The sequence below is a fragment of the Chitinophaga sp. MM2321 genome (genome assembly GCF_964033635.1).
Taxonomy (GTDB): Bacteria; Bacteroidota; Bacteroidia; order Chitinophagales; family Chitinophagaceae; genus Chitinophaga.
Genome location: NZ_OZ035533.1, coordinates 2,919,067 through 2,942,436, shown reverse-complemented (window position 1 = coordinate 2,942,436; position 23,370 = coordinate 2,919,067). Strand labels below are relative to the sequence as shown.

Annotated in this window: 22 protein-coding genes and 1 tRNA gene; 16 read left to right on the top strand and 7 right to left on the bottom strand. The window is 45.3% G+C overall.

The features are described from left to right. Nucleotide 1: 1 nt before the first annotated feature. Entirely contained in the window at nucleotides 2-1,432 is a 1,431-nt protein-coding gene (locus tag ABQ275_RS11505) for a hypothetical protein (RefSeq protein WP_349318452.1), read from the bottom strand. Nucleotides 1,433-1,620: 188 nt separating this feature from the next. On the opposite strand from ABQ275_RS11505, the gene ABQ275_RS11500 reads away from it, so the two are divergent. The 4 genes from ABQ275_RS11500 (at nucleotide 1,621) to ABQ275_RS11485 (ending at nucleotide 4,396) form a co-directional block, all read left to right on the top strand. Beyond that, nucleotides 1,621-2,103 (top strand): hypothetical protein, encoded by a 483-nt coding sequence (locus ABQ275_RS11500; protein WP_349318451.1) that lies wholly within the window; start codon nucleotides 1,621-1,623, stop codon nucleotides 2,101-2,103. 81 nt (nucleotides 2,104-2,184) lie between these two features. Continuing rightward, on the top strand, nucleotides 2,185-3,069 hold the full coding sequence (locus ABQ275_RS11495) for an AraC family transcriptional regulator (protein ID WP_349318450.1): 885 nt from the start codon (nucleotides 2,185-2,187) through the stop codon (nucleotides 3,067-3,069). Nucleotides 3,070-3,137: 68 nt separating this feature from the next. Next, nucleotides 3,138-3,701, top strand: coding sequence for a DUF417 family protein (locus tag ABQ275_RS11490; protein WP_349318449.1), 564 nt, complete (start codon nucleotides 3,138-3,140; stop codon nucleotides 3,699-3,701). 191 nt (nucleotides 3,702-3,892) lie between these two features. After that, nucleotides 3,893-4,396, top strand: a complete 504-nt coding sequence (locus ABQ275_RS11485; RefSeq protein WP_349318448.1) for a hypothetical protein — start codon at nucleotides 3,893-3,895, stop codon at nucleotides 4,394-4,396. A gap of 12 nt (nucleotides 4,397-4,408) precedes the next feature. Here the strand turns inward: ABQ275_RS11485 and ABQ275_RS11480 are convergent, their stop codons facing one another. Then, nucleotides 4,409-4,951: an SRPBCC family protein gene (locus ABQ275_RS11480; protein WP_349318447.1), complete on the bottom strand. Its 543-nt coding sequence runs from the start codon at nucleotides 4,949-4,951 to the stop codon at nucleotides 4,409-4,411. Between the two features lie 365 nt (nucleotides 4,952-5,316). Here ABQ275_RS11480 and ABQ275_RS11475 point away from each other — a divergent pair, with 365 nt between their 5' ends. From ABQ275_RS11475 to ABQ275_RS11450, 6 genes are all read left to right on the top strand, one after another. Next, nucleotides 5,317-6,459: a CocE/NonD family hydrolase gene (locus ABQ275_RS11475; RefSeq protein ID WP_349318446.1), complete on the top strand. Its 1,143-nt coding sequence runs from the start codon at nucleotides 5,317-5,319 to the stop codon at nucleotides 6,457-6,459. A gap of 208 nt (nucleotides 6,460-6,667) precedes the next feature. Continuing rightward, a complete protein-coding gene (locus ABQ275_RS11470; RefSeq protein WP_349318445.1) occupies nucleotides 6,668-7,540 on the top strand; it encodes a sugar phosphate isomerase/epimerase family protein in 873 nt (290 codons plus the stop codon). Between the two features lie 26 nt (nucleotides 7,541-7,566). Beyond that, a complete protein-coding gene (locus ABQ275_RS11465) occupies nucleotides 7,567-8,931 on the top strand; it encodes a Gfo/Idh/MocA family oxidoreductase (RefSeq protein ID WP_349318444.1) in 1,365 nt (454 codons plus the stop codon). Between the two features lie 147 nt (nucleotides 8,932-9,078). Beyond that, complete coding sequence (locus ABQ275_RS11460; RefSeq protein WP_349318443.1) at nucleotides 9,079-9,438, top strand: hypothetical protein; 360 nt, start codon at nucleotides 9,079-9,081, stop codon at nucleotides 9,436-9,438. 154 nt (nucleotides 9,439-9,592) lie between these two features. Then, nucleotides 9,593-10,678, top strand: coding sequence for a Gfo/Idh/MocA family oxidoreductase (locus tag ABQ275_RS11455; protein WP_349318442.1), 1,086 nt, complete (start codon nucleotides 9,593-9,595; stop codon nucleotides 10,676-10,678). A 46-nt stretch (nucleotides 10,679-10,724) separates the two neighbouring features. Beyond that, nucleotides 10,725-11,426 (top strand): GDSL-type esterase/lipase family protein, encoded by a 702-nt coding sequence (locus ABQ275_RS11450; RefSeq protein ID WP_349318441.1) that lies wholly within the window; start codon nucleotides 10,725-10,727, stop codon nucleotides 11,424-11,426. 94 nt (nucleotides 11,427-11,520) lie between these two features. Here ABQ275_RS11450 and ABQ275_RS11445 read toward each other — a convergent pair whose 3' ends face one another. Then, nucleotides 11,521-11,883, bottom strand: coding sequence for a glyoxalase superfamily protein (locus tag ABQ275_RS11445; protein WP_349318440.1), 363 nt, complete (start codon nucleotides 11,881-11,883; stop codon nucleotides 11,521-11,523). 138 nt (nucleotides 11,884-12,021) lie between these two features. Continuing rightward, nucleotides 12,022-12,498 (bottom strand): YMGG-like glycine zipper-containing protein, encoded by a 477-nt coding sequence (locus ABQ275_RS11440; RefSeq protein WP_349318439.1) that lies wholly within the window; start codon nucleotides 12,496-12,498, stop codon nucleotides 12,022-12,024. Between the two features lie 228 nt (nucleotides 12,499-12,726). On the opposite strand from ABQ275_RS11440, the gene ABQ275_RS11435 reads away from it, so the two are divergent. After that, complete coding sequence (locus ABQ275_RS11435) at nucleotides 12,727-13,863, top strand: lactonase family protein (protein WP_349318438.1); 1,137 nt, start codon at nucleotides 12,727-12,729, stop codon at nucleotides 13,861-13,863. Between the two features lie 74 nt (nucleotides 13,864-13,937). Here ABQ275_RS11435 and ABQ275_RS11430 read toward each other — a convergent pair whose 3' ends face one another. Then, entirely contained in the window at nucleotides 13,938-14,447 is a 510-nt protein-coding gene (locus ABQ275_RS11430; RefSeq protein ID WP_349318437.1) for a DinB family protein, read from the bottom strand. A 174-nt stretch (nucleotides 14,448-14,621) separates the two neighbouring features. Continuing rightward, nucleotides 14,622-17,972: a ThuA domain-containing protein gene (locus tag ABQ275_RS11425; protein ID WP_349318436.1), complete on the bottom strand. Its 3,351-nt coding sequence runs from the start codon at nucleotides 17,970-17,972 to the stop codon at nucleotides 14,622-14,624. A gap of 204 nt (nucleotides 17,973-18,176) precedes the next feature. Here ABQ275_RS11425 and ABQ275_RS11420 point away from each other — a divergent pair, with 204 nt between their 5' ends. From ABQ275_RS11420 to rluF, 4 genes are all read left to right on the top strand, one after another. Then, nucleotides 18,177-19,481, top strand: a complete 1,305-nt coding sequence (locus ABQ275_RS11420; protein WP_349318435.1) for a HAMP domain-containing sensor histidine kinase — start codon at nucleotides 18,177-18,179, stop codon at nucleotides 19,479-19,481. A gap of 182 nt (nucleotides 19,482-19,663) precedes the next feature. After that, nucleotides 19,664-21,817 carry an ATP-binding protein gene (locus ABQ275_RS11415; protein ID WP_349318434.1) on the top strand — a complete coding sequence of 718 codons (2,154 nt, stop codon included), beginning with the start codon at nucleotides 19,664-19,666 and terminating at the stop codon, nucleotides 21,815-21,817. Nucleotides 21,818-21,882: 65 nt separating this feature from the next. After that, a complete protein-coding gene (locus ABQ275_RS11410; protein ID WP_349318433.1) occupies nucleotides 21,883-22,089 on the top strand; it encodes a hypothetical protein in 207 nt (68 codons plus the stop codon). Between the two features lie 79 nt (nucleotides 22,090-22,168). Further along, complete coding sequence (rluF, locus tag ABQ275_RS11405) at nucleotides 22,169-22,912, top strand: 23S rRNA pseudouridine(2604) synthase RluF (protein WP_349318432.1); 744 nt, start codon at nucleotides 22,169-22,171, stop codon at nucleotides 22,910-22,912. 55 nt (nucleotides 22,913-22,967) lie between these two features. Here rluF and ABQ275_RS11400 read toward each other — a convergent pair whose 3' ends face one another. Further along, nucleotides 22,968-23,102, bottom strand: coding sequence for a hypothetical protein (locus ABQ275_RS11400; RefSeq protein ID WP_349318431.1), 135 nt, complete (start codon nucleotides 23,100-23,102; stop codon nucleotides 22,968-22,970). Nucleotides 23,103-23,202: 100 nt separating this feature from the next. Here ABQ275_RS11400 and ABQ275_RS11395 point away from each other — a divergent pair. After that, nucleotides 23,203-23,275: transfer RNA gene (locus ABQ275_RS11395), tRNA-Lys, on the top strand. The last annotated feature ends 95 nt before the right edge of the window (nucleotides 23,276-23,370 follow it).

The window sequence follows — 23,370 nt, the reverse complement described above, 5'->3', positions numbered from 1 at the left end:
GTTAGATGCGGCTAAATACATTCGGTGCTTTGCTGGCTTCCTGGAAATTAGCATAGCTATGGAATAATAAGGCCGCAGGTATATTTCTATTATGAAGTCCCGGTAGATGGTCGCGTCCTACTTTTGTGAGGGAAGGGATTGGGCTTTGCGCAATATGCTGTGCCATTTTTTCTTCTCTTGGTGCATCCAGTGAGTCAAGGTTGTCAGCCGCTGCCACATTGTAATTTTTAAAAAGATCCGGTTGGTGCTTTTCAATGATCAGTTTGTAGAAGGTAATGACATGATCCATCAGGGCAATACCTTTATTTAAAACGGCTACGTCGGGTACGGTGTTTCCTCGTATAAATGCACGGATGGAGAGGCCTACCTCATCCAGTGTTTCAAATAGATTTCCTTCTTCCAGCATAGTAAGGATTTCTTTTGGAAGATCTCTTGCGGAGAAGAAACCCAATAAAGAATTCTCTTTGATCGCATAATTTGTCAGATCCTCCAGGATGGCAGCGATCTGATGGAGTGCCTGCAAGGCAGTATTGGCAACTTCTATGTTGTTGATCGATGGCCTGTCTGCCCGGAGAGAGGGTACCGGATGCTTTGGTTCTTCCTTTTCCTTTTCATCATTTTTCTTATCGTCTATAATCAATGGCGTAAGACTTCCCAGTATTGACTCCAATGACACTATTTTATCCTCATTATTCTTTTCTTTTTCTTTTTCTTCTGCGACTATTTTTTGCAGTGCTACTAACTTGTAGATCTGAGACAGGTTGCGCAGGTCATCTCTTGAAATAACAGCAGTTGCCAGGTTTTTAACCATCGTATCTTCCAGTGGAAGCGACCCGTATTCAGTGCTACCTTTGGTTGCCCTGAGTTTATCTCCTGCCTTGTGCGGCATCAACTTGTTATCAGATAAGTTTTCCCGTAGTTGCCGCGCTCCCCATCCCCAGTCTGTCACGGCCTGTGCAAACTGGCTGGCAGTATGTGTTTCTCCTATTAAGTGCCGGTGCGGGCTCAGGATATGCACGTCCTCAGCCTTGCCTGCATTCACCTTGCTGATATCGTCCAGGTTTTGCATTAAAAAATTGTCCCGTGATTTTTTCATTTTTATAACAGGACCGGTATCTTCCTTCACAATATCTGAATAAACCTTATTATTTCTCAACAGGATCTTTCTTTGCACCACTGCATTGGCAGGAGCTGCTACGCGCTGCAATGGCCGTGAAAATGTTGTTGCCATGCCAGCCAGATGGCCCGCCTGTTTTACCTGGCTGCTATTATCTGCTGCCGTCTGTAGTTTCCGCTGTGCAACAGTTTCTACCCTTTGATCAGTATAGCGGGATGACGATCCATCTTTCACACTACCGGGATGAAAATCATTTACCACACTTTTGCGGGGATCATGCGTAGCTGAGGGAGATTTTAAAAAGACGGGTTGCATAAGAAATAAAGGTTTTGCAAAAGAAACAGGTATGCAGAAAGGGTTACACAAGGGCCGGGCTGGTTACCTGTATACACAACAAAGTAAGGTAAAAATCTTAACTTCAGGGATGTAATTTTGAGGCATGACCACAGGAAATTGTATCCGGGGTTGTGTGCCTGATACGGACCATGTAAATTTTATACAAAATGATGGTGAGGGGAGATCTGATAAAAGTAATACGCTTTGTAAGCCTGCTGTTTGCAGGACTTACGCTGGGGCCGGGTATGGCGCATTTACTGGCAATGCCCAATAAGATGGCGTTGTCTGAGGAGGCCTATAAAACGGTACAAATGATTTACAGCGGATGGGCAGTGCTGGGAGTTTTCCAGATGGGCGCTATCCTCTTCAGCTTTTTACTCCTGCTGCTGGTGCGAAAAACCGGTAGCATATTCCGCCTTACACTTATTGCACTGATCTGTTATATCGCTGCAATGATCCTTTTTTTCGCTTTCACTTACCCCGCCAATCAACAAACTGCCAACTGGACCGTTATGCCCACCAACTGGCTGCTGTTACGCCTGAAATGGGAATATGCCCATGCTGTATCTGCCATATTGGAAATAATTGCATTTATACTATTATTGCTGGCTGCACTAAAAAAGAAGCCCATAAAGTCAGTATACCGGTGACCGTTACTTCCCGGCAAGCCAGGGAAAATATCTTAACTTGATCTTTTTAAAATTATTACCAGTCATTTAATATCAGTATGCATGATCACAGGCAAACCACCCTTAAATGTTTATAAAGCCTGCCAGGATAAAGCCCCTGTAATCATATCTACTGTTGATACATCAGCCAGGATATGGCAAAGTCATTCCAATTATTTCAGCATATTATGGGTGCAGGAAGGAGCGGGGATGATTGAAACAGATTTTTCAGTAACGGCTTATACCGGCGGTACTATTTATTGTTTTAATAATTACCAGGCCTTTGCATTACAGCCTGAAAGCAGAACGAAGGCCCTGTTGCTGCTGTTTCATCCCAACTTTTTTTGCATTGAAACCTATCAGCATGAAGTAGGCTGTAACGGCGTTTTATTTAACCAGGTATTCGATATTTTCCCCATCGTTATTGCAGCGGGAGAAGATCAGGAACTGCTGCAGTTATTAAGTCATATTGAAGCGGAAACAGCGGTCGATGAAATTGCAAAAGGGGAACTCGTTTTTTCTTACCTCAAAATTTTCCTGGTAAAACTAACGCGGCTAAAGACGGCGCAATCACCGGTGATGGGGCCTGTAAAAACAATTCCACCACAGCTGGAGAAATTAATTACATTAATCAACGAGCATTTTTCTGCCCAACATAAACCTTCATTTTATGCAGATAGCCTGCACATTTCCCTGAAAGCCCTCAGTAATAGCAGCCGGCAGTATTTCAGGAAAAGTATTTCGACCCTGATCCATGAAAAACTTTTATTAAGAGCAAAATGGGAGCTGTTGCACACCAGTAACCAGGTGAAACAGATAGCAGCCGTCCTGGGATTTAAGGATGAATACTATTTCAGCCGCTTTTTTAAAAAACATATCGGCCTGTCGCCAAAACTGTTCCGTGAATCTGAGTGGGACATACGCAGGGGGTATTTGTCCATCCCATAATGCCATTTGTCTATTTATTAAGAAGAAATAGTATGGCAACTTTGCATATTAATAATCAGGTAATGAATATGATGAACAGATTTTTTACATATGCGGCTTCCCTTCAGAATACAGGTATACATTTATGCCGCATCGGGCTGGTGATAGTATTGGTATGGATTGGCGGCTTAAAAGCCTTTCCGTATGAAGCTACGGGCATTGTACCTTTTGTGGCGAACAGTCCTGTCATGAATTTCTTTTATCACTATGATGCGCCGGAATATAAAAAACACATGAATAAAGAAGGGGAGTATAAACCCGACAACATCAGCTGGCATGAAGCCAATAATACCTATATATTCTCCTATGGTTTAGGTGCTGTTATTGTGTTGATAGGGGTACTCATCGCCTTATATCCTCTTTTTCCCGGTGTCTCTGCTGTAGGCAGTTTCCTGAGTTTTGGCATGTCAATCGTTACGCTTTCATTCCTGGTTACGACACCGGAAACATGGGTACCGGCTTTGGGAGATGCACAACACGGTTTCCCTTATTTAAGTGGCGCCGGGCGGCTGGTTATTAAAGATGTCATCATGTTAGGCGCCAGTGTGGTGACGATGGCGCAGGCAGCAAAGAAACACCTGGAAAGACGGTGATACGGACCTGTCACATTTAACCCCCTTAATTGTCAGATTTACACCCTCTTTTATTCAACTAATCGCCTTTAATTTGTATTGTAAAATCCAATTGTGAACAATTTGATTTATAGGGGAAATACATCACCATACGGGTGGTTTTATGAATAACCCAACAGGGGATGCTTTACTAATACTAAGGGCAAATCAATATGGCTGACAAAACCAACAATATACCGGACCAATACCAGGTGCCGCGGCCTAATCCTGCGCTCAGAAGCCTGGATGTGCTGGTGGGTACGTGGAATATGACAGGACGGGATTTCAGCTCTCACGAGGAGTTACGCGGACAGTTTTCTTTTGAGTGGATGGAAGGCGGATTTTTTCTTGTACAACACATACATCTTGTGCATAGCAAGGGAATCGAGATCATCGGCTATGATGAACTAAACAGGGTATGTACCTCGCACAGTTTCGATAATATGGGGAGTGCTTTCACGTATACTTACGTAGTAACTGCTGATACCATTATCATCAGAGGACTCGGATTTCTCCCTGGTATCAGCACCACTACTTTCGATTTGTCGCCGGGTGCGGCGGCTGTTTTCAGGGGAAGGATCAGTAAAGACCGCAACACCATTACCGGCGCCTGGAAGTGGCCTGGAGGCGGCTTTTCGGCAACCAGTACAAGGGTAGGGTATCTTTCCCTCCAGTGATATGGATCTCTTCTATTGCTTTTCCAGTACTGCTTTAAGATTGTCGAGCCCTGTTTGCAGGTCCTTGCCGATCATGCCTTTTATGTCCATAAAAAGCAGGAAGAGGTTAAAAGGATATTTGATTTCACTGCTAAAACCCCATTTTACGGTTGTCTGGTTTTCACTTAAAGGTTCCGTAATCATGTAGGCATCCGCTTCGCCTTCCATAGGTGCTTTGAAGCGGAGTTTGGTATCCATTCTTTCTCCCGGTGTAATTTTCAGGATCTCCTGTTCACCTTTGCCGGCTTCTTTGGTATCGCTATCCCATGCCATAATAAAACCAACAGTACCATCAGTGCCGCTGTAGTTTTTCTTCATATTCGGGTCCAGCTTATTCCACACACTGTAAGCATCCTGGTTTTTTAACTGGCTGATATAAGCAAAAACTTCTTGTGCAGGCTTGTTAATCGTAATCTCCCGTTCTACTGTATAATCCTTTTTTATAAATAATGCAGTGATCAGGGCAATGACGATGATAGTCACGATGACTAATAAAATTCTTTTTAAGATTTTCATTTTTCAATTTTTAGTGGATAATGAATACGTGAGAGGAATGCTATCAGCATTTATTTTGGTTCGCGGCTCTGATGCTAAGGATAGCATTTATAATTTTACGCAAAATAACGTTTTTTATGAACCTGAAGAAAGTTTGTATTTTTTCCAATACACCTCCTCCCACAGCTACTTTGCAGGCAAAATAACCGGCAATTTAGTTCACCCTGTTGACTGTTTTCTCCCGGCAGGGTCCTCCACTTTTTTGGTAGCTAAGTCATGATGGCCTGGTTTGTTTTGCGTGCATGTATCAACTCACAGGGCTTTGCTCATAATAGGAAGAAAATTACCAGTTTTTCTTATTATAATTACTATCTAAATAGTTTCATATGCCCCGATCTCATTGGCCTGATGCCCTGTTATTTGCACTCCCGTTTTTAATCCTGTCTGCCTGTGGTCTATTTGATACGGCGCAGGAGAAAGCATATAATGTTGGGTACAAAATAGCGCAGACCATAGACAGATCCAGGGTTTATAAGCCCGACACAGATAGTAGTGATGCCCTGCATTATCGTCCTTTAGACATTGATATATGGTATCCTGCTGAAACCGTTCAACCTGATTCGCTCCTCGTGTTCAGTGATTTCTTACATGTGCTGGTAAACAGGGCTAATTATTATACTGCTACCAACACCGCCACAGGTATGAGCGGACAAATAGCCCAGTCATTTTGTGAAGGTGTTAAGTGTTCCGATTCCACCAGACTACTGCCTTACAAGACTGCCTCTTATAGAAATGCCGTTCCTGCCAAAGGGCGTTTTCCTTTGGTCATCTATCTGGCGAGCTATAATAGTATGGGGTATGAAAATTATATGCTGTTTGAAACGCTGGCGAAAAAAGGGTTTGTGGTGCTGTCCGTGAATTCAATCGGGCGTTTTCCCGGTGATATGACCATGAAAAATGAGGATATGCTGGAACAGGTCAATGATGCAATTGCTTCCCTGAAATATGTAGCAGGGAGTCCGGATATAGATTTCTCCAGGATTGGCATTGTAGGCTATAGCTGGGGTGGTTTATCAGGTACGTTGCTGGCCGGTAAGATTCCGGAGGTGGATTGCCTGGTTTCACTGGAGGGGTCTGAATTTCATCACTATGAACAGGCGGCAGACGAAGATGCCGACTTTGAAGAGATCAGAAATTCCGGCGATTTTAAAAATCTCGCCATTAAGGTTCCTTATCTCCGGTTCGAAAGTGCGCCTGGGGGTGATGCGCAACAGGATTCTGTCTATAATTTTGCCGAAAAAGTGGCAGCAGATAAAAAACTAATCCTGACCGTTGATTCAGCCACCCATCAGGATTTTAGCTGTCTGCCGGATGTTGTAAGAGCATCAGGGAACTGTAAGGATAACCAGTTGTATCATACTGTTACAAAATTAACGGTGAGTTTCCTGGAAGCACACCTGAAAGGAAAGGATTCATTTTCACGTGCCCTTGCGCAGGAAATGGACGAAACCGTGCGGAAGAGGGATTGAGTAAAACATGTCCATTTTTGCAGGAATAGATTTTTGGGGAGATGTTATAACTTGATAAATAACGCGCAGACCTTTAAAATTTAAAAACCGCGCAAAATATAGGCGTAACTTCCTGTTGAATAGATCTTTTAAAGATCCCATTTTGATTTTCCAGCTATAAGTATTAATTTATCCCACGGCTATACACAAAAAACCGGCCTTCCCACGTATGAAACATGCACTGATATTGGCTTTATGCCTGTTTGCAGGTACAATATTGCAATCGAATGCACAACAGAAATTGCCGGTCATCGGCCTTACTACATCTTATGGAAATGATAGTCTTGCTAAAGCAAGTGGATTTACCTGCATGGAGGAGACAGTCAAAAAGCTACTTTCACCCTCACTTACCGAAGCAGAATTTAACAAACAGCTACCCTTGATCAGGAATACCCGTTGCAAACTGGAGAGCTGTAACGTATTCATTCCCGCCAACATCAAAATTGTAGGTCCCGAAGTAAATGAAGCACAGGTGCTGGGTTATGTAGATACAGTAATGCAACGCGCGCGTATAGCCGGTATCCGCATCATAGTATTGGGAAGCGGTGGCTCCCGCAAAATGCCGGAGGGTATTGACAGAGAAGCCGCAAAGCAGCAGTTCATCCAGCTGGCGCGCAAGATGGGCGTTGTAGCTGCTAAATATGACCGCACCATTGCCATGGAAAATCTCAACAGCACAGAAACCAATTTTATAAACACCCTGGCAGAAGCCAACGAAATCGTTACCGCCGTTAATCATCCTAATTTCCGCCTGACGGCAGATATCTATCATATGCTGAAAGAAAATGAACCAGCTGCCAATATTGAAAAGGCAAAAGGTAACCTGGTACATTGCCATATTGCAGAAAGAGAGAAAAGAACACCACCGGGTGTAGCAGGAGATGATTTCCGTCCCTACCTGGCCGCACTGAAAAAAATAGGCTACAGTGGACGTATCATGATGGAATGCCGCTGGACAGACCCGGTTACAGAATACAAACCCGCAGTAATCTACCTGCAACGCCAGCTAAGAGAGGCTTACGGCGTTGATCCTAAAAAATAAAACAACTACTCTAAAATTTATATCAAATGTCTCAATCCAAAAAATCAAGGCGGGAGTTCCTGCAACAATCGTTGATGGCAGGCGCCGGTCTTACCATCACTGCTATGGGCGTTCCTGCCAGCAGCTATGCACGCATCATGGGCGCCAACGACCGTGTAAACGTAGGACTGGTAGGCTTTTCCGACCGTGCGCGGCAAGCCCTGTTACCATCTTTCTTTAATAATAACAAGGAGCTGAACTTTGACCTGGTAGCAGTATCAGATATCTGGAACAGAAGAAGGGAAGAAGGAAAGGCTTTCCTGCAACAGAAAACGGGTCATAACGTACAGGCATGTATGAATAATGATGAGCTGTATCGTGTGAAAGACCTGGATGCTGTTTTCATTGCTTCCCCTGATTTCCAACATGCGCATTTTACGATTGAGGCGGTAAAGAACAAGTGCGACGTGTACAGTGAAAAGCCTTTCGCTGAAACAATGGAAGATGCACGCAATGCCCTGAAAGCGGTGAAAGAATCCAAAAGGATTATGCAGGTAGGTACTCAGCGCCGCAGTGGTACCAGCTATCATGCTGCTGCTAACTTCATCAAGGAAGGTAAGTTCGGCCCCATTACTATGGTGGAAATGACCTGGAATGTAAATCAGCCCGGACGCTGGAGAAGACCAGACCTGGTGAAGTCCATCAAGGAATCCGATACCGACTGGAAACGCTTCCTGGCCGGACGTCCGCAAGACAGCTGGGATCCGCGCAAATATCTTGAATACCGTTTGTTCTGGCCTTATTCTTCCGGCATCTTTGGCCAGTGGATGACTCACCAGATTGATACCGTGCATTGGTTCAGTGGACTGAAACATCCACGTAGTGCTGTTGCCAACGGCGGCATTTATATGTGGAAAGATGGCCGCAAGAACCCTGATACCCTCACCGCCGTATTTGAATATGGTCCGGAAGATGATCCCACCAGCGGATTCCAGGTGATGTATAGCAGCCGTTTTCATAACTCTGCCGGTGGTACGAAAGAAATCTATTATTCCAATGGTGGTACCATTGATATGTCTACCAATAAAATAAATTCTACCGGTGGGCTCACTGAAAAAGAAGCAGCAGAAATGGGCATGCATGCCAACCTGCTCCCTTCCATGACGCTGAACACACAGGAGAAAGTAGAAACAGGTGCCAATACCGGCGGTGACTCCCTCACCAATGCACACGTCCGTAACTGGATGACGTGTGTGCGTGAACGTAAGCAACCCAATGCGCCGATTGAAGCGGCCTATTCACACTCTATTGCCCTGATCATGGGGAACGCCGCTTACCGCACCGGTATGAAGGCTACCTTTGATGAGGCTACACAGGAAGTAATGGTAGGCGGTAAGGTATTTAAGATGTAAAATGAAAGCGAACGGGTGCAGGAGGCACACAATAATGATTTTTAAGAAGGCTGGAAAATGCTTGCATTTGTGAAACGGGCGCGTTATATTGTATAACAACCCTCATACAATTGGAAGCTGCCTCAACCCAATTAAATAATCATTGTTATGAAAAAACTCATTTGCATCCTCCTCGTTTGCTGCTCATTCGCCGTATTACCTTTATTAAGTACGCACGCAGAAAAAAATGTTATAAAGCCTTTAAGTATTGGCCTGAATGTAAGTAATGGCACAACCTATACGTTGGCTATTTACTTATACGGACCAACAAATTTAAGTGCATATGTGAATCCTGGCGGTGGGTCCTACGGTCCGCTGACAGCCGGAAATTATACCATAAACATGTATTGTTCCGCGCCGGGGTCGCATACATTTTATTTTAACGGACAATCTATTACTACATCTACCGGTTCTGTTACATTTAACAATGTAAGCATAACCGGTACTTCTTCCGCAGCCGTTTATTAATCATAAGTAAGCCAGCTGTGAAAGCATTACGGGGATTATCTTCTGAGGTAGCCGATCATTGTAATTGCTTTCGCAGCTGGTTATTAACACGCCCCTCCATTCCTTGTCCGTTTAAATAATTATTAAATAGCGAACGGATTTTATAAATTTAGGCATGCGATTACTCTTCTCTGCATTTTTAGTGCTCCTGTGGCAGCTCTCCGCAACTGCCCAGCCATTGCGGGTAGCGGTTGCCGGTGTGGCACACGGCCATGTGGGCTGGATCCTGGGACGCCCGGATAAAGGCGATATTCAGCTTGCCGGCGTATTTGATAAGGATACGGCGCTTGTAAACGGCTTTTCCCGTCACTATGGCTTCCCGGCTAAGATCGTGTACAATAACCTGGAACAGATGCTGGATGAAGTAAAGCCGGAAGCGGTGCTCGCATTCGGATCTGTATACAGTCATATGGAAGTGGTGGCGGCATGCGCCCCCCGCGGCATTCATGTGATGGTGGAGAAACCGCTGGCCACCAACCTGGCAGACGCGCTGCGGATGGAAGCACTGGCGCGGAAACACCATATTCATCTCCTTACAAATTATGAAACCAGCTGGTATCCTACGGTGGCCAAAACTTTTCAGCTCGTGCAGGACAGCAGTTATGTTGGACAAGTACGCAAAGTAGTGATCCACGATGGCCACCAGGGCCCGAAGGAGATAGGTTGCAGTCCGGCATTCCTGGCCTGGCTTACGGACCCTGTACTCAATGGCGGCGGCGCCTTAATGGATTTCGGATGCTATGGCGCCAATCTCATGACCAGCATGATGAAAAATCGTTTGCCCGTTGCCGTTACTGCCGTTACCCGTCACTATAAACCATCCATTTATCCAAAAGTGGAAGATGATGCCACCATCATCGTAGATTATCCCGATACGCAATGTATTATCCAGGCCTCATGGAACTGGCCCTTCAGCCGCAAGGACATGGAGGTATATGGCGACAAAGGCTACCTGATGGCAGCTGATAAAAACACGCTGGTACTACGGAATAAAGAATCATTGCCCGCCACCACCCGCCGTATAACGGCAACGGATATACCTGTATATGAAGATCCGTTCCTTTACCTGTCGGATGTTATACGCGGTAAGATCACCGTACCTGATAACAGCTTCTATGCTTTGCCAAATAACGTAATAGTGGTACGCATCCTGGAGGCGGCAAAAGAATCGGCACGCACTGGCAAAACAGTACGCCTCTGATCAACAAACGGAAACATTATCATCAGGATAAATAAATTAACATATAATGAGAATTCTTTTTTGCATCACGTTACTGGCTTTTTGTGGGTTGACCGGAAGCCTGTCTGCACAAACCGTAGAAACCGTTCAAGCTGCACCAGCTGTCAACCATTTCCAGGGAGACATTGATGCCATTCGCCGTTACGACCAGATCTACACGCCACCGGCTAACCCCATCCTTTTTATAGGTAGTTCCTCTATTGTAAAATGGCACGACCTGGAAAGGACTTTTAGTAATTATGTGGTGATGAACAGGGGCTTTGGTGGTTCTGTAACCAATGATATCATCTACTTTGCTAAAGATATTATCTTCCCTTATCATCCCCGTCAGATAGTAATATATGTGGGAGACAATGACCTGCCGCAAGAGGGGGCCACTGCCGATACCATTTTAAACCGGTTCAAAAACCTGTATGCACTGATCAGAAGTCAGCTGCCGCAAGTGCCCATCGCTTATATATCTATCAAACCAAGTCCTTCCCGGGCTGTGTTCCTGCCTAAAGCCATGGCTGCTAATAAGCTGATCCGCGAGTTTTTGGAAAAGGAAGCAAATACGAAATTCATTGACATTTATACACCTATGCTGGATGATCAGAATAATCCGCGTAAAGAACTTTTCCTGGGAGATATGTTGCATATGAACAGCCAGGGATATGATATCTGGCGTAAAGCGGTGGAGCCGGTACTGGTACCACTTAATCAGCAATAAGTGTTGCTGTCAGGGCTGTCATGCCTGTTAAAAGGCGCTTGTATTTTAGCAGGCATGACGGTATACAGCTGAGTCGCTGTAATCATCTTACTACTTAAATTTTCTCTTCAAAAGTAAGCTGGTTATAAAAAGGATCTATCACGGTCATCATTAATATGTCAGGATTCCATTCTGCTCTTTCCAATCCCGGGTTCATGTATTTATAGTTCTTGGTAGCCAGCTCTGAATGAAATGCTTTGAGTCCTTTGAAATCGGCGATGATTATTTTCGCACCGGGACTGCAATCACCATGATGTTCTGACAAGTCTATAACAGCATCTCCTTTTGATATCTTCATATACACAGGATTGCCCTCCGGCTTATGTTCCCATACGATTTCAAAGCCCAGCCAGTCAACATAAAACTGAATTGTTTTTGTATAATCAAAAATCCTTAAGATTGGAATAACCTGCGACATGCTACGTGGATTAAGTACTTAAATATAAAAAATATTTGTGAAGAAAGGAAGGCGTTGTAAGGACTCCTCGTAGTTAACAGAAAAACAAAAGGCGTCTTCGGTTGGAAGACGCCTTTTGTTTTTTACAGATCAGTAATATTATTGTGAAACACTCTTCTTCTTCTTGCTATGGTCTACAATGGCTCCTGTGGCGGCACCTGCGCCAGCGCCTATCAATGTGCCGATGGCAGCTCCTTTCAGGTGGTCTTTATTGACGATTGCTCCGGTAACAGCACCGGCGCCCGCACCTACTACAGCTCCTTTAGCAGTATGGCTCCATCCTTTTTTCTTTGCAGGAGCCGGAGCTGCCGCAGGCGTTTCCGTTGTTGCAGGAACTGCTGCGCCGCTATTTTCATACTGACTGTTGCTGGTTGCTGTAGCAGCATGTCTGCTGCGACCTGCATTAACAGTATTCATTGAATCAATTACTTTTTGTTTTACTGCACTGATCGTATTCATAGAATCAATCGTTGCTTGTTTCGCATTTTCTATAGCAGTGGCCGTTTCTGTGGCTGTATTACCCTGACAGGAAAAGAGTGCTACTGAGGTTGCTAAAGCTATCAATACATGTTTCATGGCTAAAATTTTTGGAATAATGATCATCTACCCGCAACTGTCCAAAATGATGCCAAATCGTTATAGTAAGGCTGGTAAAGGCTTGGAATGGCTTATGCTATACGTTGATTTTTTATAAATCCGGATAATCATCTCTATTTATTTAAAAATATTATAAGATTAATATGTTATCTTAATACATCAAACATTATAAAATATATTCATTAATAACAAGTAAATATTCCACCATTGTCTCACAAATTATCTTTCTTACTGATCAGCATACTGCTCAGCACTTACTTTGCCAGTGCACAAAAAACTTACCTGTTTGTCGGTTCTTATAATGAAAACAAGGACAGCAGCGGCATTTACGTTTACCGGTTTGATCCTGCAAACGGGCAACTACAGCCGGTAACCACCGCAAAAGGTATGCTCAATCCATCTTATCTGACCATCTCAGAGGATGGTAACTATATTTATACCGCTGCCCAATCAAAAAAGAAGGATGATGGCCGTATCGGGAGCTATGTCTTCGATCGTAAGAATGGCTCCGTTGGTTTTATCAATGAACAAAGCAGCGGCGGCGCCAACCCGGTATATGTTACCGGTCATAAGAACGGGCAGTGGCTGGTAAACGGCAATTACAGCGGTAGCAGTATCTCCGTTTTTCCTTTGAATGATGGTGGGAGCGTAGGGGCTGCAAAACAGGTCATTCCGTTTGTCGATAGCAGTGTGATGAAAAGCAGGCAAAAACAATCGCATATACATGCCGTTTTCTTTTCACCGGATTTCCGTTATATATTTTCACCAGACCTGGGCGCCGATAAAATCAGGGGGTATCGCTTTGATGAGCAGCAGGATGAGCCTTTACGCACAACTGACCGTCCCTTTACCAGGACCGCTCCTGGTAGTGGCCCCCGGCATATGGCATTTCATCCCAATGGTAAATATGTTTACAGTATAGAAGAAATGTCGGGAACGGTGACTGCTTACAAATATGCGGCAGACAAGCTGGATAGTATACAAACGATTACTGCGCACGTTGCAGAAGGTGTAACAGATTATGGCAGTGCGGATATCCACTTTTCTCCGGATGGCCGTTTCTTATATGCCACAACCCGCGGAAAAGAGAATCTCATTTTCACCTATTCCGTGAATGCGCGTAATGGCAGGATAAAGCTAATAGGTTCTGAAGGAACGGGTGGTAATCATCCCCGGAATTTTGTGATTGATCCCACCGGGAAATTCCTGCTGGTAGCCAATATGATCAGCGGAAATGTGGTTGTGTTTGAGCGGAATATGAAGACAGGGAAACTGCGTAAAACGGGTACTGAACTAACGATGAAAGGCCCATCCTGCCTGAAGTTCAGGGAATATGCCGATTAATTTTATCACTTACCGATATACAAAGAGGGCATCTCCGGAGCGGAGATGCCCTCTTGTATTTATAAAGAAATGTCTTAGTTCCGGTCCCAGAAAGGAGGGGGCGCAATTCCCAGGGCGCGGAGATAAACGTATCCCTGTCCGCGGTGATGCACTTCATTATCGATCCAGTAAAGTATAAATGAATAAATAGGGCCTTCATATTGTCCGAAGGCAGTGTCAAGCTCCGCGAAACGGCCGGGTGCTATCTGGGGCCAGACTGCATTGATCTTATCCGTCATCTCATCCCATTGTGCTAGGATTTCCGCTTTTGTCCGGGGCGGGGTTGCTTTTGCTTGCTGCACCTGTTCGCCTGCCTGCTCCCAGTCGCCGGATACAACTGCCGGAAGACCTAATGACTGTATCAGTATCTCTGTCGCCAGCTCCGAAAAAGGGCGCATGCCGCCAACACTGTAAGTAAAGAGTTGTTCTTCGGGGAATGCCGCTATCACGCGGCGGGTCAGCCGGCGATGTCCCTGCCAGTGTTCGAGGACTGCTGCAGGATTAATAAACAGGGGTGCTATAACAGGAATAGTGTTGTTTTCCATCTGCTGAATGTATTTAGTGGGTGATTGTTTGTTTGTAATACAAAGAAAACATGGGCAGGTGACAACCCTATGTCAGCAGTGGAAAATGGAATAAAATATTTTTTCAGGATACGCTAAAAACAGCAGCGGTTACAAAGTCTAAGACCTTGTAACCGCTGCTGTTTTTACTACTTTTTACTGTATAAATTTCAGCCATTCCAGCGAAAACAAATGCTGATCCGGCTTGTCCTTTTTACTGAAAACAAAATAAAGATCATTTTTACCACCGGGATCTTTGATGGGAACGGTTACCTCTTTGTATTTTTCCCAGCTACCTGTGGCTTTGTAGTCCAGTCTGCTGATCACGGGGCCTGTGGCGTTTTTAACATGCACTTCCAATGTGGCATCCTTGTCCAGCGAGGAGTAGCGGTAAGCAATCCGGTTGATCCCTTTCAGGTCAATATCTTTCAGTACAAAGAATGACTTGTTATGGATAGCTCCGAGATGTTCATTACTGCGGTTGATGTTGTGTACTTCATCTGCATCCCCTGCCGGTACCTGTGGCGAGCGGAGGGCGAGCAGGGCGGTGCCGGTTAGTGGTACTGCGTTGCCGCCGCCATCAGTGTAGGTAGCAGCAAGCATATAGCTGCCCTTATTGCCTTTGGCGCGGGGATCTTTCAATGCTACGCTGCCTTCAGTTGGTAAGCTCACCGTTGGTTGCTGTGTGGTCAGCGTCATAATGTATTTCACAATTTCAGCTGCATTGTCGGTAGACAACTGTGGATGCGCACTCATAGAATGCTCTCCCCAGGCGCCGCCGCCACCTTTGATGATTTTGCTGGTGAGATAGGCCAGGAAATTTTTATCATGCTGATATCTTTTGGCTACTTCAATGAAAGCCGGTCCTACAGAGGCTTTATCCAGCTGGTGACAGGCTTTGCAGTCGCTGCCTTCCATCAGGAGCTTACCCGGATGTGCCGGTACCGTTAGCTGGTGACCTGTTTGCGGTGCGCCTGCTACACGCGGTACATAGTGCAGTCCGATCATCAGCCTTTCGGGGCTGATCGTTACATCTTCCTTATCTGTTACTGCTACCTGGTAGTGTAAGGGCTTTTGGTCAAAATAGAAAGTGCTGTTATCCGGCGTGGTGATCTTTACTACCGGTAAGGTGTTACCTACTTTTATAGCTATTGTATCTTTGCTGGTTAACCCGGCAGGATCAGTTACCTGTAGCACCACCTGGTATACACCGTTCTTTTCAAATGTATGAACAGGGTTAGGTTCAGCAGATCCTTTCTGATTGCCTTCAAAGTACCATGCATATGTCAGCTGATCATCTTCATCAAAATCATAGCTGTCTTTACTGCTGAAATTTACTTTCAACGGCGCGGTGCCTACAGTGTCAACGGTAGTGATATTGGCTACGGGTGCGCGGTTGCCGCCATTATAAGTGATCCGTACCAAACGGGCATCCACATTATCTATCCCGTATACGGAGCCGTATTCCAGCATATAAATATCGCCATCGGAACCAAAGGCCATGTCAATAGGCCGTCTGAAATCGCCGTTGGTAGACATGAACGGCTCCATGCGTTTGTATTGTTGCTGATCATCCAAACGTACGGCAAACACCCAGTTGCGCATCCAGTCGAAAATGAAAAGGGCTTTATCATAGTATGCCGGCAGCTTGGTGGCAGACTGTAAAGCAGCATCGTAATGATATACAGGACCCGCCATAGCAGAGCGGCCACCATTGTTCAGCTCAGGAAATTCAGTGGACCGGTTGTACGGATACCAGATCATCGCTTTTTGTGCGGGCGGCAGTTCTTTCAGACCGGTGTTGCTGGGCGAGTTATTCACCGGTGCGGCTGCATTGTACAGGGCGCCTATTTTTTTGGTGGCAAAATCATACTGGAAATATGCTTTGTTGTCGCCAACAAAATAGGGCCATCCGTAGTTGCCTGCTTTCTTCGCCTGGTTGATCTCATCATAGCCACGTGGGCCCTGCTCTCCGTCCTGTCCTGCATCCGGGCCTACTTCTCCCCAATAGAGGATGCCGGTAGCCTGATCCACCGAAATACGATAAGGGTTACGGCAACCCATGACATAGATCTCCGGTTTGGTGCCGGCTGTTCCTTTTGGAAACAGGTTGCCGGCGGGAATGGTATAACTGCCGTCGGCTTCCGGATGTATGCGCAGCACTTTGCCACGCAGATCATTGGTATTGCCGGCAGAGCGTTGTGCATCAAACGTAATGCGGCCGGGGATTTCGTCGATAGGGGCGTAGCCGTTGGATGCGAAAGGAACGGTATTGTCGCCGGTAGAGATAAAGAGGTTACCATCTTTATCCCAATCCAGTGAGCCGCCGGTATGTGCGCTCACTTCATTTTCCAGCGGCACTTTCAGCAATACCTTTTCAGATGCCAGGTCAAGGGAATCTTTACCGATAATGGTAAACCTGGAGAGATGTTGAACCGGTACGGCCGCCGGTGGCGTATGAAAGCAATAGATATAATGATTGGTAGCAAAGTTCGGATCAAGGGTGAGGCCAAGTACGCCGTTACCAAATCCTACTTTCGTATCGGGCATTACCGGGAACGTATATACGGTTTTGGTCGTGTTGCTGGCCGGATCATAGCGGTATAATTTACCGCTGCGCTCAATAAAGTATACACTGCCATCGGCGGCAACCGCCAGTTCCATCGGTTCATTGAGGTCATCGGAGAGGATGGTTTTGGTAAAGCGGTTGTCTTCCGGTGTTTTAACGGCGTAAGCTTTACTGTAGTCCAGTGGCTGTCCATCGCCCATGGCGTACTGGATGCCTCCCAGCAGGTGTTGGAGGAACAGCGGCTCCTGGTAGGTTTCATCCGTATGTCCGCCACCGGTATAGAAAGCGCGGCCACCATCATAGGCGTGGTACCAGGCAATCGGATGATTATCTCCATTCTCTCCACCTTCATAACTGCTTTCATCCAGCTTTGCCAGTACTTTAATATCCGGGTTGATATTTTTATAACTATACCATTCATCGGTACGTTCCCATTGTGTGGGGAGGCCCTTCATGGAAGGATGAGCGGTATCTGTAACGATGATCATGCCTTTGCGCACATTCGGGTCGTGGGGGTGACTTTTAAAATAAGCGCCCACCAGTTTATTATACCATGGCCATCCATATTCCGTGTCTGCGGCAGCGTGTACACCTGCAAATCCGCCACCAGACTGTATATATCTTTCAAAAGCTACCTGTTCATCTGCATTGAGCACATTACCGGTGGTACTCAGAAAAACGACTGCCCGGTATTTTTTTAGTTTGCTCTCCTTAAACCAGCTGGCATCACTGGTGGTATCCACCTTAAAGCCATGCTCACTACCCAGCTTTTGGATGGCTGTTACCGCCATTGGTATGGAATTGTGGTGAAAGGCGCTGGTCTTTATAAATACCAGGATGCGGGGAGATGAGTCACTGCATGCCTGTAAAATAATTGTCAGACAAACGATGAAAATGAAAGAGAAAGCATAACGCCCCGATTTGCTGCGATAGATCATGTATTTCTTTTAAGTTTAATAGGAAAGTATAAAAATATAATAATATCGCATTTTGCTACCTTAAATTATTTGAGCGGATAGGGGCCATGTAACCTTAACGTCTGTACGTAACCGCAAATTGTAATTATCAAGTAAGAAGAGAATTGTTTAAATTTCTTTTTGGATGAGAGATGATACATGTAAACATATAACTTTGCAGCATTTATGCCCGGAACCTTTTTGAAATATACGCGACTTATTATCTGGCGTTACTGGAATCTGGTGATCAATATAGGTGTGCATCCCCTGATGTCATTTATTGAAATCCGTCGTATCAAGTTATTGAACCTGACGTCATTGCCCGCAGTCGTTTTAACTTTTTTCTTTTGTGTGCTGAATATCATACAGGGGCGGTTCTTATTGGCCGGGATAAACCTGCTGATGATGCTGGGCGGCCTTGCTGTGCTGTTCCTTCACTACCGGAGTAATTACCAGGGTGCCAGGATCTGGGTAATTAGTTATGGTATCCTGCTGTATGGTTTTTCTGCATTGGTTTTCCATAATGGGTGTGAATATTATCTCATCAATATCCTGATCCTCGTATTCCTGATCTACGACAATAAATGGGTGCTACGTTTTTTTGCTGTTCTTATCATTACCACTTTCATGTTGGTGCACTTTGCGCCGGTTGACTGGGCGCCGGCTGTTCCGGTACCTGTGTCAAGGATTATCATTAACGTTGTTATTTTCTTCCTGTTCGCCATTATCATATTGACGTATTTCAAGCAGGTACATGAGGATTTTCAGAAAGAAACAGAAGCACAACGGCAGGCATTGTATCGTATGAACCGGGATAAAGAGAAACTTTTTTCGATTATCGCTCATGATGTCCGTAGTCCGCTGGCCACGCTGGAAGTATTACTGGATATGTTCGGGAAAGATGAGTACCCCGCCGAAGATATGAAGGAGGCGGCTGCCAGTCTGAATGAAAAGGTGACACAGGTACGTGGTTCTCTGGATAATTTGTTGCAGTGGAGTGCAGGACAAATGAAAGGCATCCGTGCTGCGCCGGTTAGTTTTGACGTATACCCGTTGGTGTTGGACATACTGGAATTATTTGAGGTAAGTATTTTGAAAAAAAATCTACAGATATCTACAGCTATTCCGGAAGGACTGTCAATGTATGCCGACAAAGACCACGTGAGCGTCATCTTCCGGAATTTGATCAGCAATGCTGTTAAATTCAGCAAACCCGGCGACACTATTGAGTTGCAGGGAACGGTATTGAATGGAAATACCCTGTTCAGTGTGGCTGATAGTGGCGTAGGCATAGCACCGGATAAGCTCAGATCATTGTTTTCATTTAACAATGCACCTGCCTATGGTACGGATGGAGAACGCGGTACAGGGGTGGGGCTTATGTTATGCGACGAATTTGCCCGGCAAAATAAAGGAAAAGTGAAAGTAAAGAGTGAAATAGCCAAAGGAAGTACGTTTACCTTGCAACTACCTACGGGTAAAATACATTAGTGATATTTATTATGTTTTTTGTTTGAAACTTTTTGTTTAATTTCCACCTACTATGAAGGACCCTTAACTAAATCGGTCTGCACTAACCAAAACAATAATGCCTCAAACGTATCGTAATATTCCCGGTTCCCATGTAGTATAAGTATGACGGTTCATTTATTACGGTTTAACTATGAAGTAATATGCGTCGATCACTAGTTTTGTTTATTACCGGCTTGCTGGTAGCATTTGTGTTGCTGGCTGTTTTAACATTGTCGGGCTACAAAGTACACCGGGAGAGCACCCGCGGGTTACTGGCAGCTACCGATGACCTGTCACGCGAGCACCCTGGCATGCGGCTGATGGATGCCGCCTTACTAACCCTGAATGATGCTGAAAATAATTTCAGGATGTTTACGGTGTTGTATGATAAAAAGTACCTGCAAACTTTCTCTACACAATTGGGTGATGTATTATCGATGGTAGATACCATCAGCGTCTCCCTCGACGGATTAAACAACACCAGGCAGTTTGATGAATTGATCCGGGAGAAAGGAGCTGTGTCTGAGAAGATCGGTGCGCTTAAAAAGTCAACGGATTCTATGTTGAGCCGTTCCATCAAAGATGACAGGATAGATAAATTATTGAGCAGTATTCCCGCCTACAAAGTATCGCAGATTAAGAAAGAAGAAGTGACGATGGATACCGTGAGCAATGTGCAACAGGACACCGGTAAGAAAAAAGGCGTTTTCAAAAGACTGGGCAATGCTTTAGCTAATAAGAAAGACACGGTTAAAGCACAGATGGCAATCACGGTGAAAACGAAAAGTGGCCAGGTGATCGATAAAGAGGAATATGACGCGCAGCGGATGCGCAACATCATTACAGACGTCAATAGTTATTACAAAAATATATTGAAAAAGCAGCTGAGCAGCCGGCTGCAAATCAATAGTGCAGAACAATCCCTGGCTGTGACCAATATCGCCATGCTGGAGGAGCTAAGGACATTGATTACGGCTCTCAGAAACCAGACGGCCACCGCACTTGCCTTGAAAAAACAGGGAGCAGAAGGCGTTGTAACTGCCAGCGTGAACAAGATGAAAAGTATTGCTGCCTGGGCTTTGGTGGCATTGCTGCTAAGTCTTGCAGCCATCGCCTTATTTATTTATGTGGTGAGGAATAATAACCGCAGACTGGAAGCGGCCAGGCTTGCAGCAGAGGAGGAGGCGCGTGTACGCACAGATTTCCTGACGAATATGAGCCATGAAATCAGGACGCCACTCAATTCCATCGTGGGTTTCAGCGAGCAGTTGTCGTATACCGCATTGGATACACAACAGCAGCGCATCCTGCATTCCATAGAAGTAGCCGGTGATATGCTGATGCAGGTAGTAAACGATGTACTGGATTTCTCCAAACTGGAGAAAGATTATATTTCTATCCAGCAGCAACCCTTTGTATTGTACCATGCTTTTGAAGAAGTGATGAACACCATGCGTGTACAGGCTTTTCAGAAGAAGCTGTCATTTAATACCAACTTTGAGGGCGATGAGCAATGCCAGGTAAGCGGCGACATCTTTCGGTTGCAGCAGATCCTGTTGAACCTTGTGAGTAATGCCATCAAATATACAGACCAGGGTAATGTAACGGTAACGGCTAAACTGAAAACTGAAAATGGCAAGGTCATGTTCAACCTTACCGTATCAGATACCGGGGAAGGGATCAGTGCAGCAGCACAAACCCACCTGTTTGAACGTTTTTACCAGGTGTCATCTTCCCGCACCGCAGTGAAGGGAACCGGATTGGGACTGGCTATTACGCAGCGACTGATAAAATTGCACGGGGGAGATATCTCTTTGACCAGCGAGGTGAATAAAGGAACCACGTTTGTCTGCCATATTCCTTATACGATTGCAGCTGCACCGCTGGCAGCCGTGAGTACGCAGCAGGATCCGCAACAGGTAACCGGCGCTTTAATGGAAGGCCGTTATGTACTCGTTGCTGACGATCAGGAAATGAACCTGTTGCTGCTGAAATTGATCCTCACCCGCTGGAATTGCCGCTTTGATATGGCGATAAGCGGGCAATCGGCACTGGAGCTGTTTGACCGCCACCACTACGACCTTGTGCTCCTGGACCTGCACATGCCGGGAATGAGCGGCCTGGATGTGATGGAAAAGATCAGGAAAAATAAAGATCCCGAAAAAGCAGGGGTGGTGGCATATGCGCTGACCGCCAATATCTCGCAAACGGCCATTGAAGAATTTAAAAGGGCCGGCTTCAACGACTGGCTCATGAAGCCCTTCCGGGAAAAAGACCTTTACGGCCTTATCCTGAAGACATTTAAGAAGGCGTAAACGGAGTAGGGGAGCCGGGTGAAGAAAAAGGTGTAAGGTTCCTGTATTTTAGTTATATTCACCTTATGTCGAAACAAAAAGATGTAATCGTTACGTTATCAAAGAAACACCCCAAGACCGGAGAACCGGCCCAGACCGGCCATATGTTCGTTATCGGGGTGTTGGGTCATAAAACGGACTGGTATGAAATAGATACTGAGAAGTTGAATAACCTGAAAAATGAAGACCTTCAAAGAGATCTGTTTGCACTCCTCCACAAGCGAACACATTAATCCCGCCCACCTGTCCTTTCCGGCTGCTTTCCACGAGATTTAATTTTTAAGTAATTTGCAGCCGAATTCAAAGGTAACTATGGACACAAGTGTTAACAAATACATTAGCGAAACAGGCTTTTGCAGCAGAAGGGAAGCCGATAAATACATAGAACAGGGCCGTGTAACCATCAACGACAACATTGCCTCCAAAGGCAACAGGGTAAAGGATGGCGACGTAGTGGAAGTTGATGGCGAACCGCTGAAAAAGAAGAAAGCTACCGTATACATTGCCCTTAATAAACCCAAAGGGATCACCTGTACCACTGACCTGAAGGACAAGACCAACATTATTGATTATATTAATTTCTCATCCCGCATATTCCCGATCGGGCGCCTGGACAAGCGTTCAGAAGGGCTTATCTTCCTCACCAACGATGGTGATATCGTCAACAAAATTCTGCGGGCAGGCAACCAGCACGAAAAAGAATATTTTGTTGCCGTAGATAAACCCATCACCCTGGAATTTATCAAAGCGATGCGCAACGGTGTGCGGATCCTGGGCGTAACCACACAGAAATGTTTTGTGCAACAGGAAGGACCCCACAAGTTCCGTATCATCCTCACCCAGGGGCTAAACAGGCAGATACGCCGCATGTGTGAGGCGCTAGGCTACAACGTAGAATCGCTGAAACGTACCCGCATCATGAACATCTCACTGAAAGACCTGGCCCCCGGCAAATGGCGCTATTTCACCAAAGACGAAATAGATAGCATCAATGCAATGGTCGCTTCCAGCAGCAAAACTGCCGGCGCTAATAACAGTGATGGAATGGATGAATAGCCGGTACCTAAAATACTTATCGGGCCGCCATGCTGCAAAGCTGGCGGCTTTTTATTTAGCCCAGCTTCTTGGTATAGGTAAATGAAGAAGCTATTTTGTTATAGGAATTACGGGTATGCCTATATTCTTTTGTTGGTTGGCAGGCGCCCGCCAGTAATGCTACAGCGAGTATGGGGATTGTCTTTTTCATATAGGTAATCGTACCTAACTTTAATTTTTTGCGAAAAAAAATTTGGTAGAGAAAGTTTAATTCCTATTTTTGCACCCCGCTTAACAGCAGTACAGTAAAGGATTCCCTAGCTCAGTTGGTAGAGCAATACACTTTTAATGTATGGGTCTTGGGTTCGAGTCCCAAGGGGATCACAAAAGGAGACGTTCAATTTTGATCATCTCCTTTTTAGCTTTTATCAACTCATCATTTTTGATCCTTTAAGAGCCCCTTCTCCGGGATCAATAGC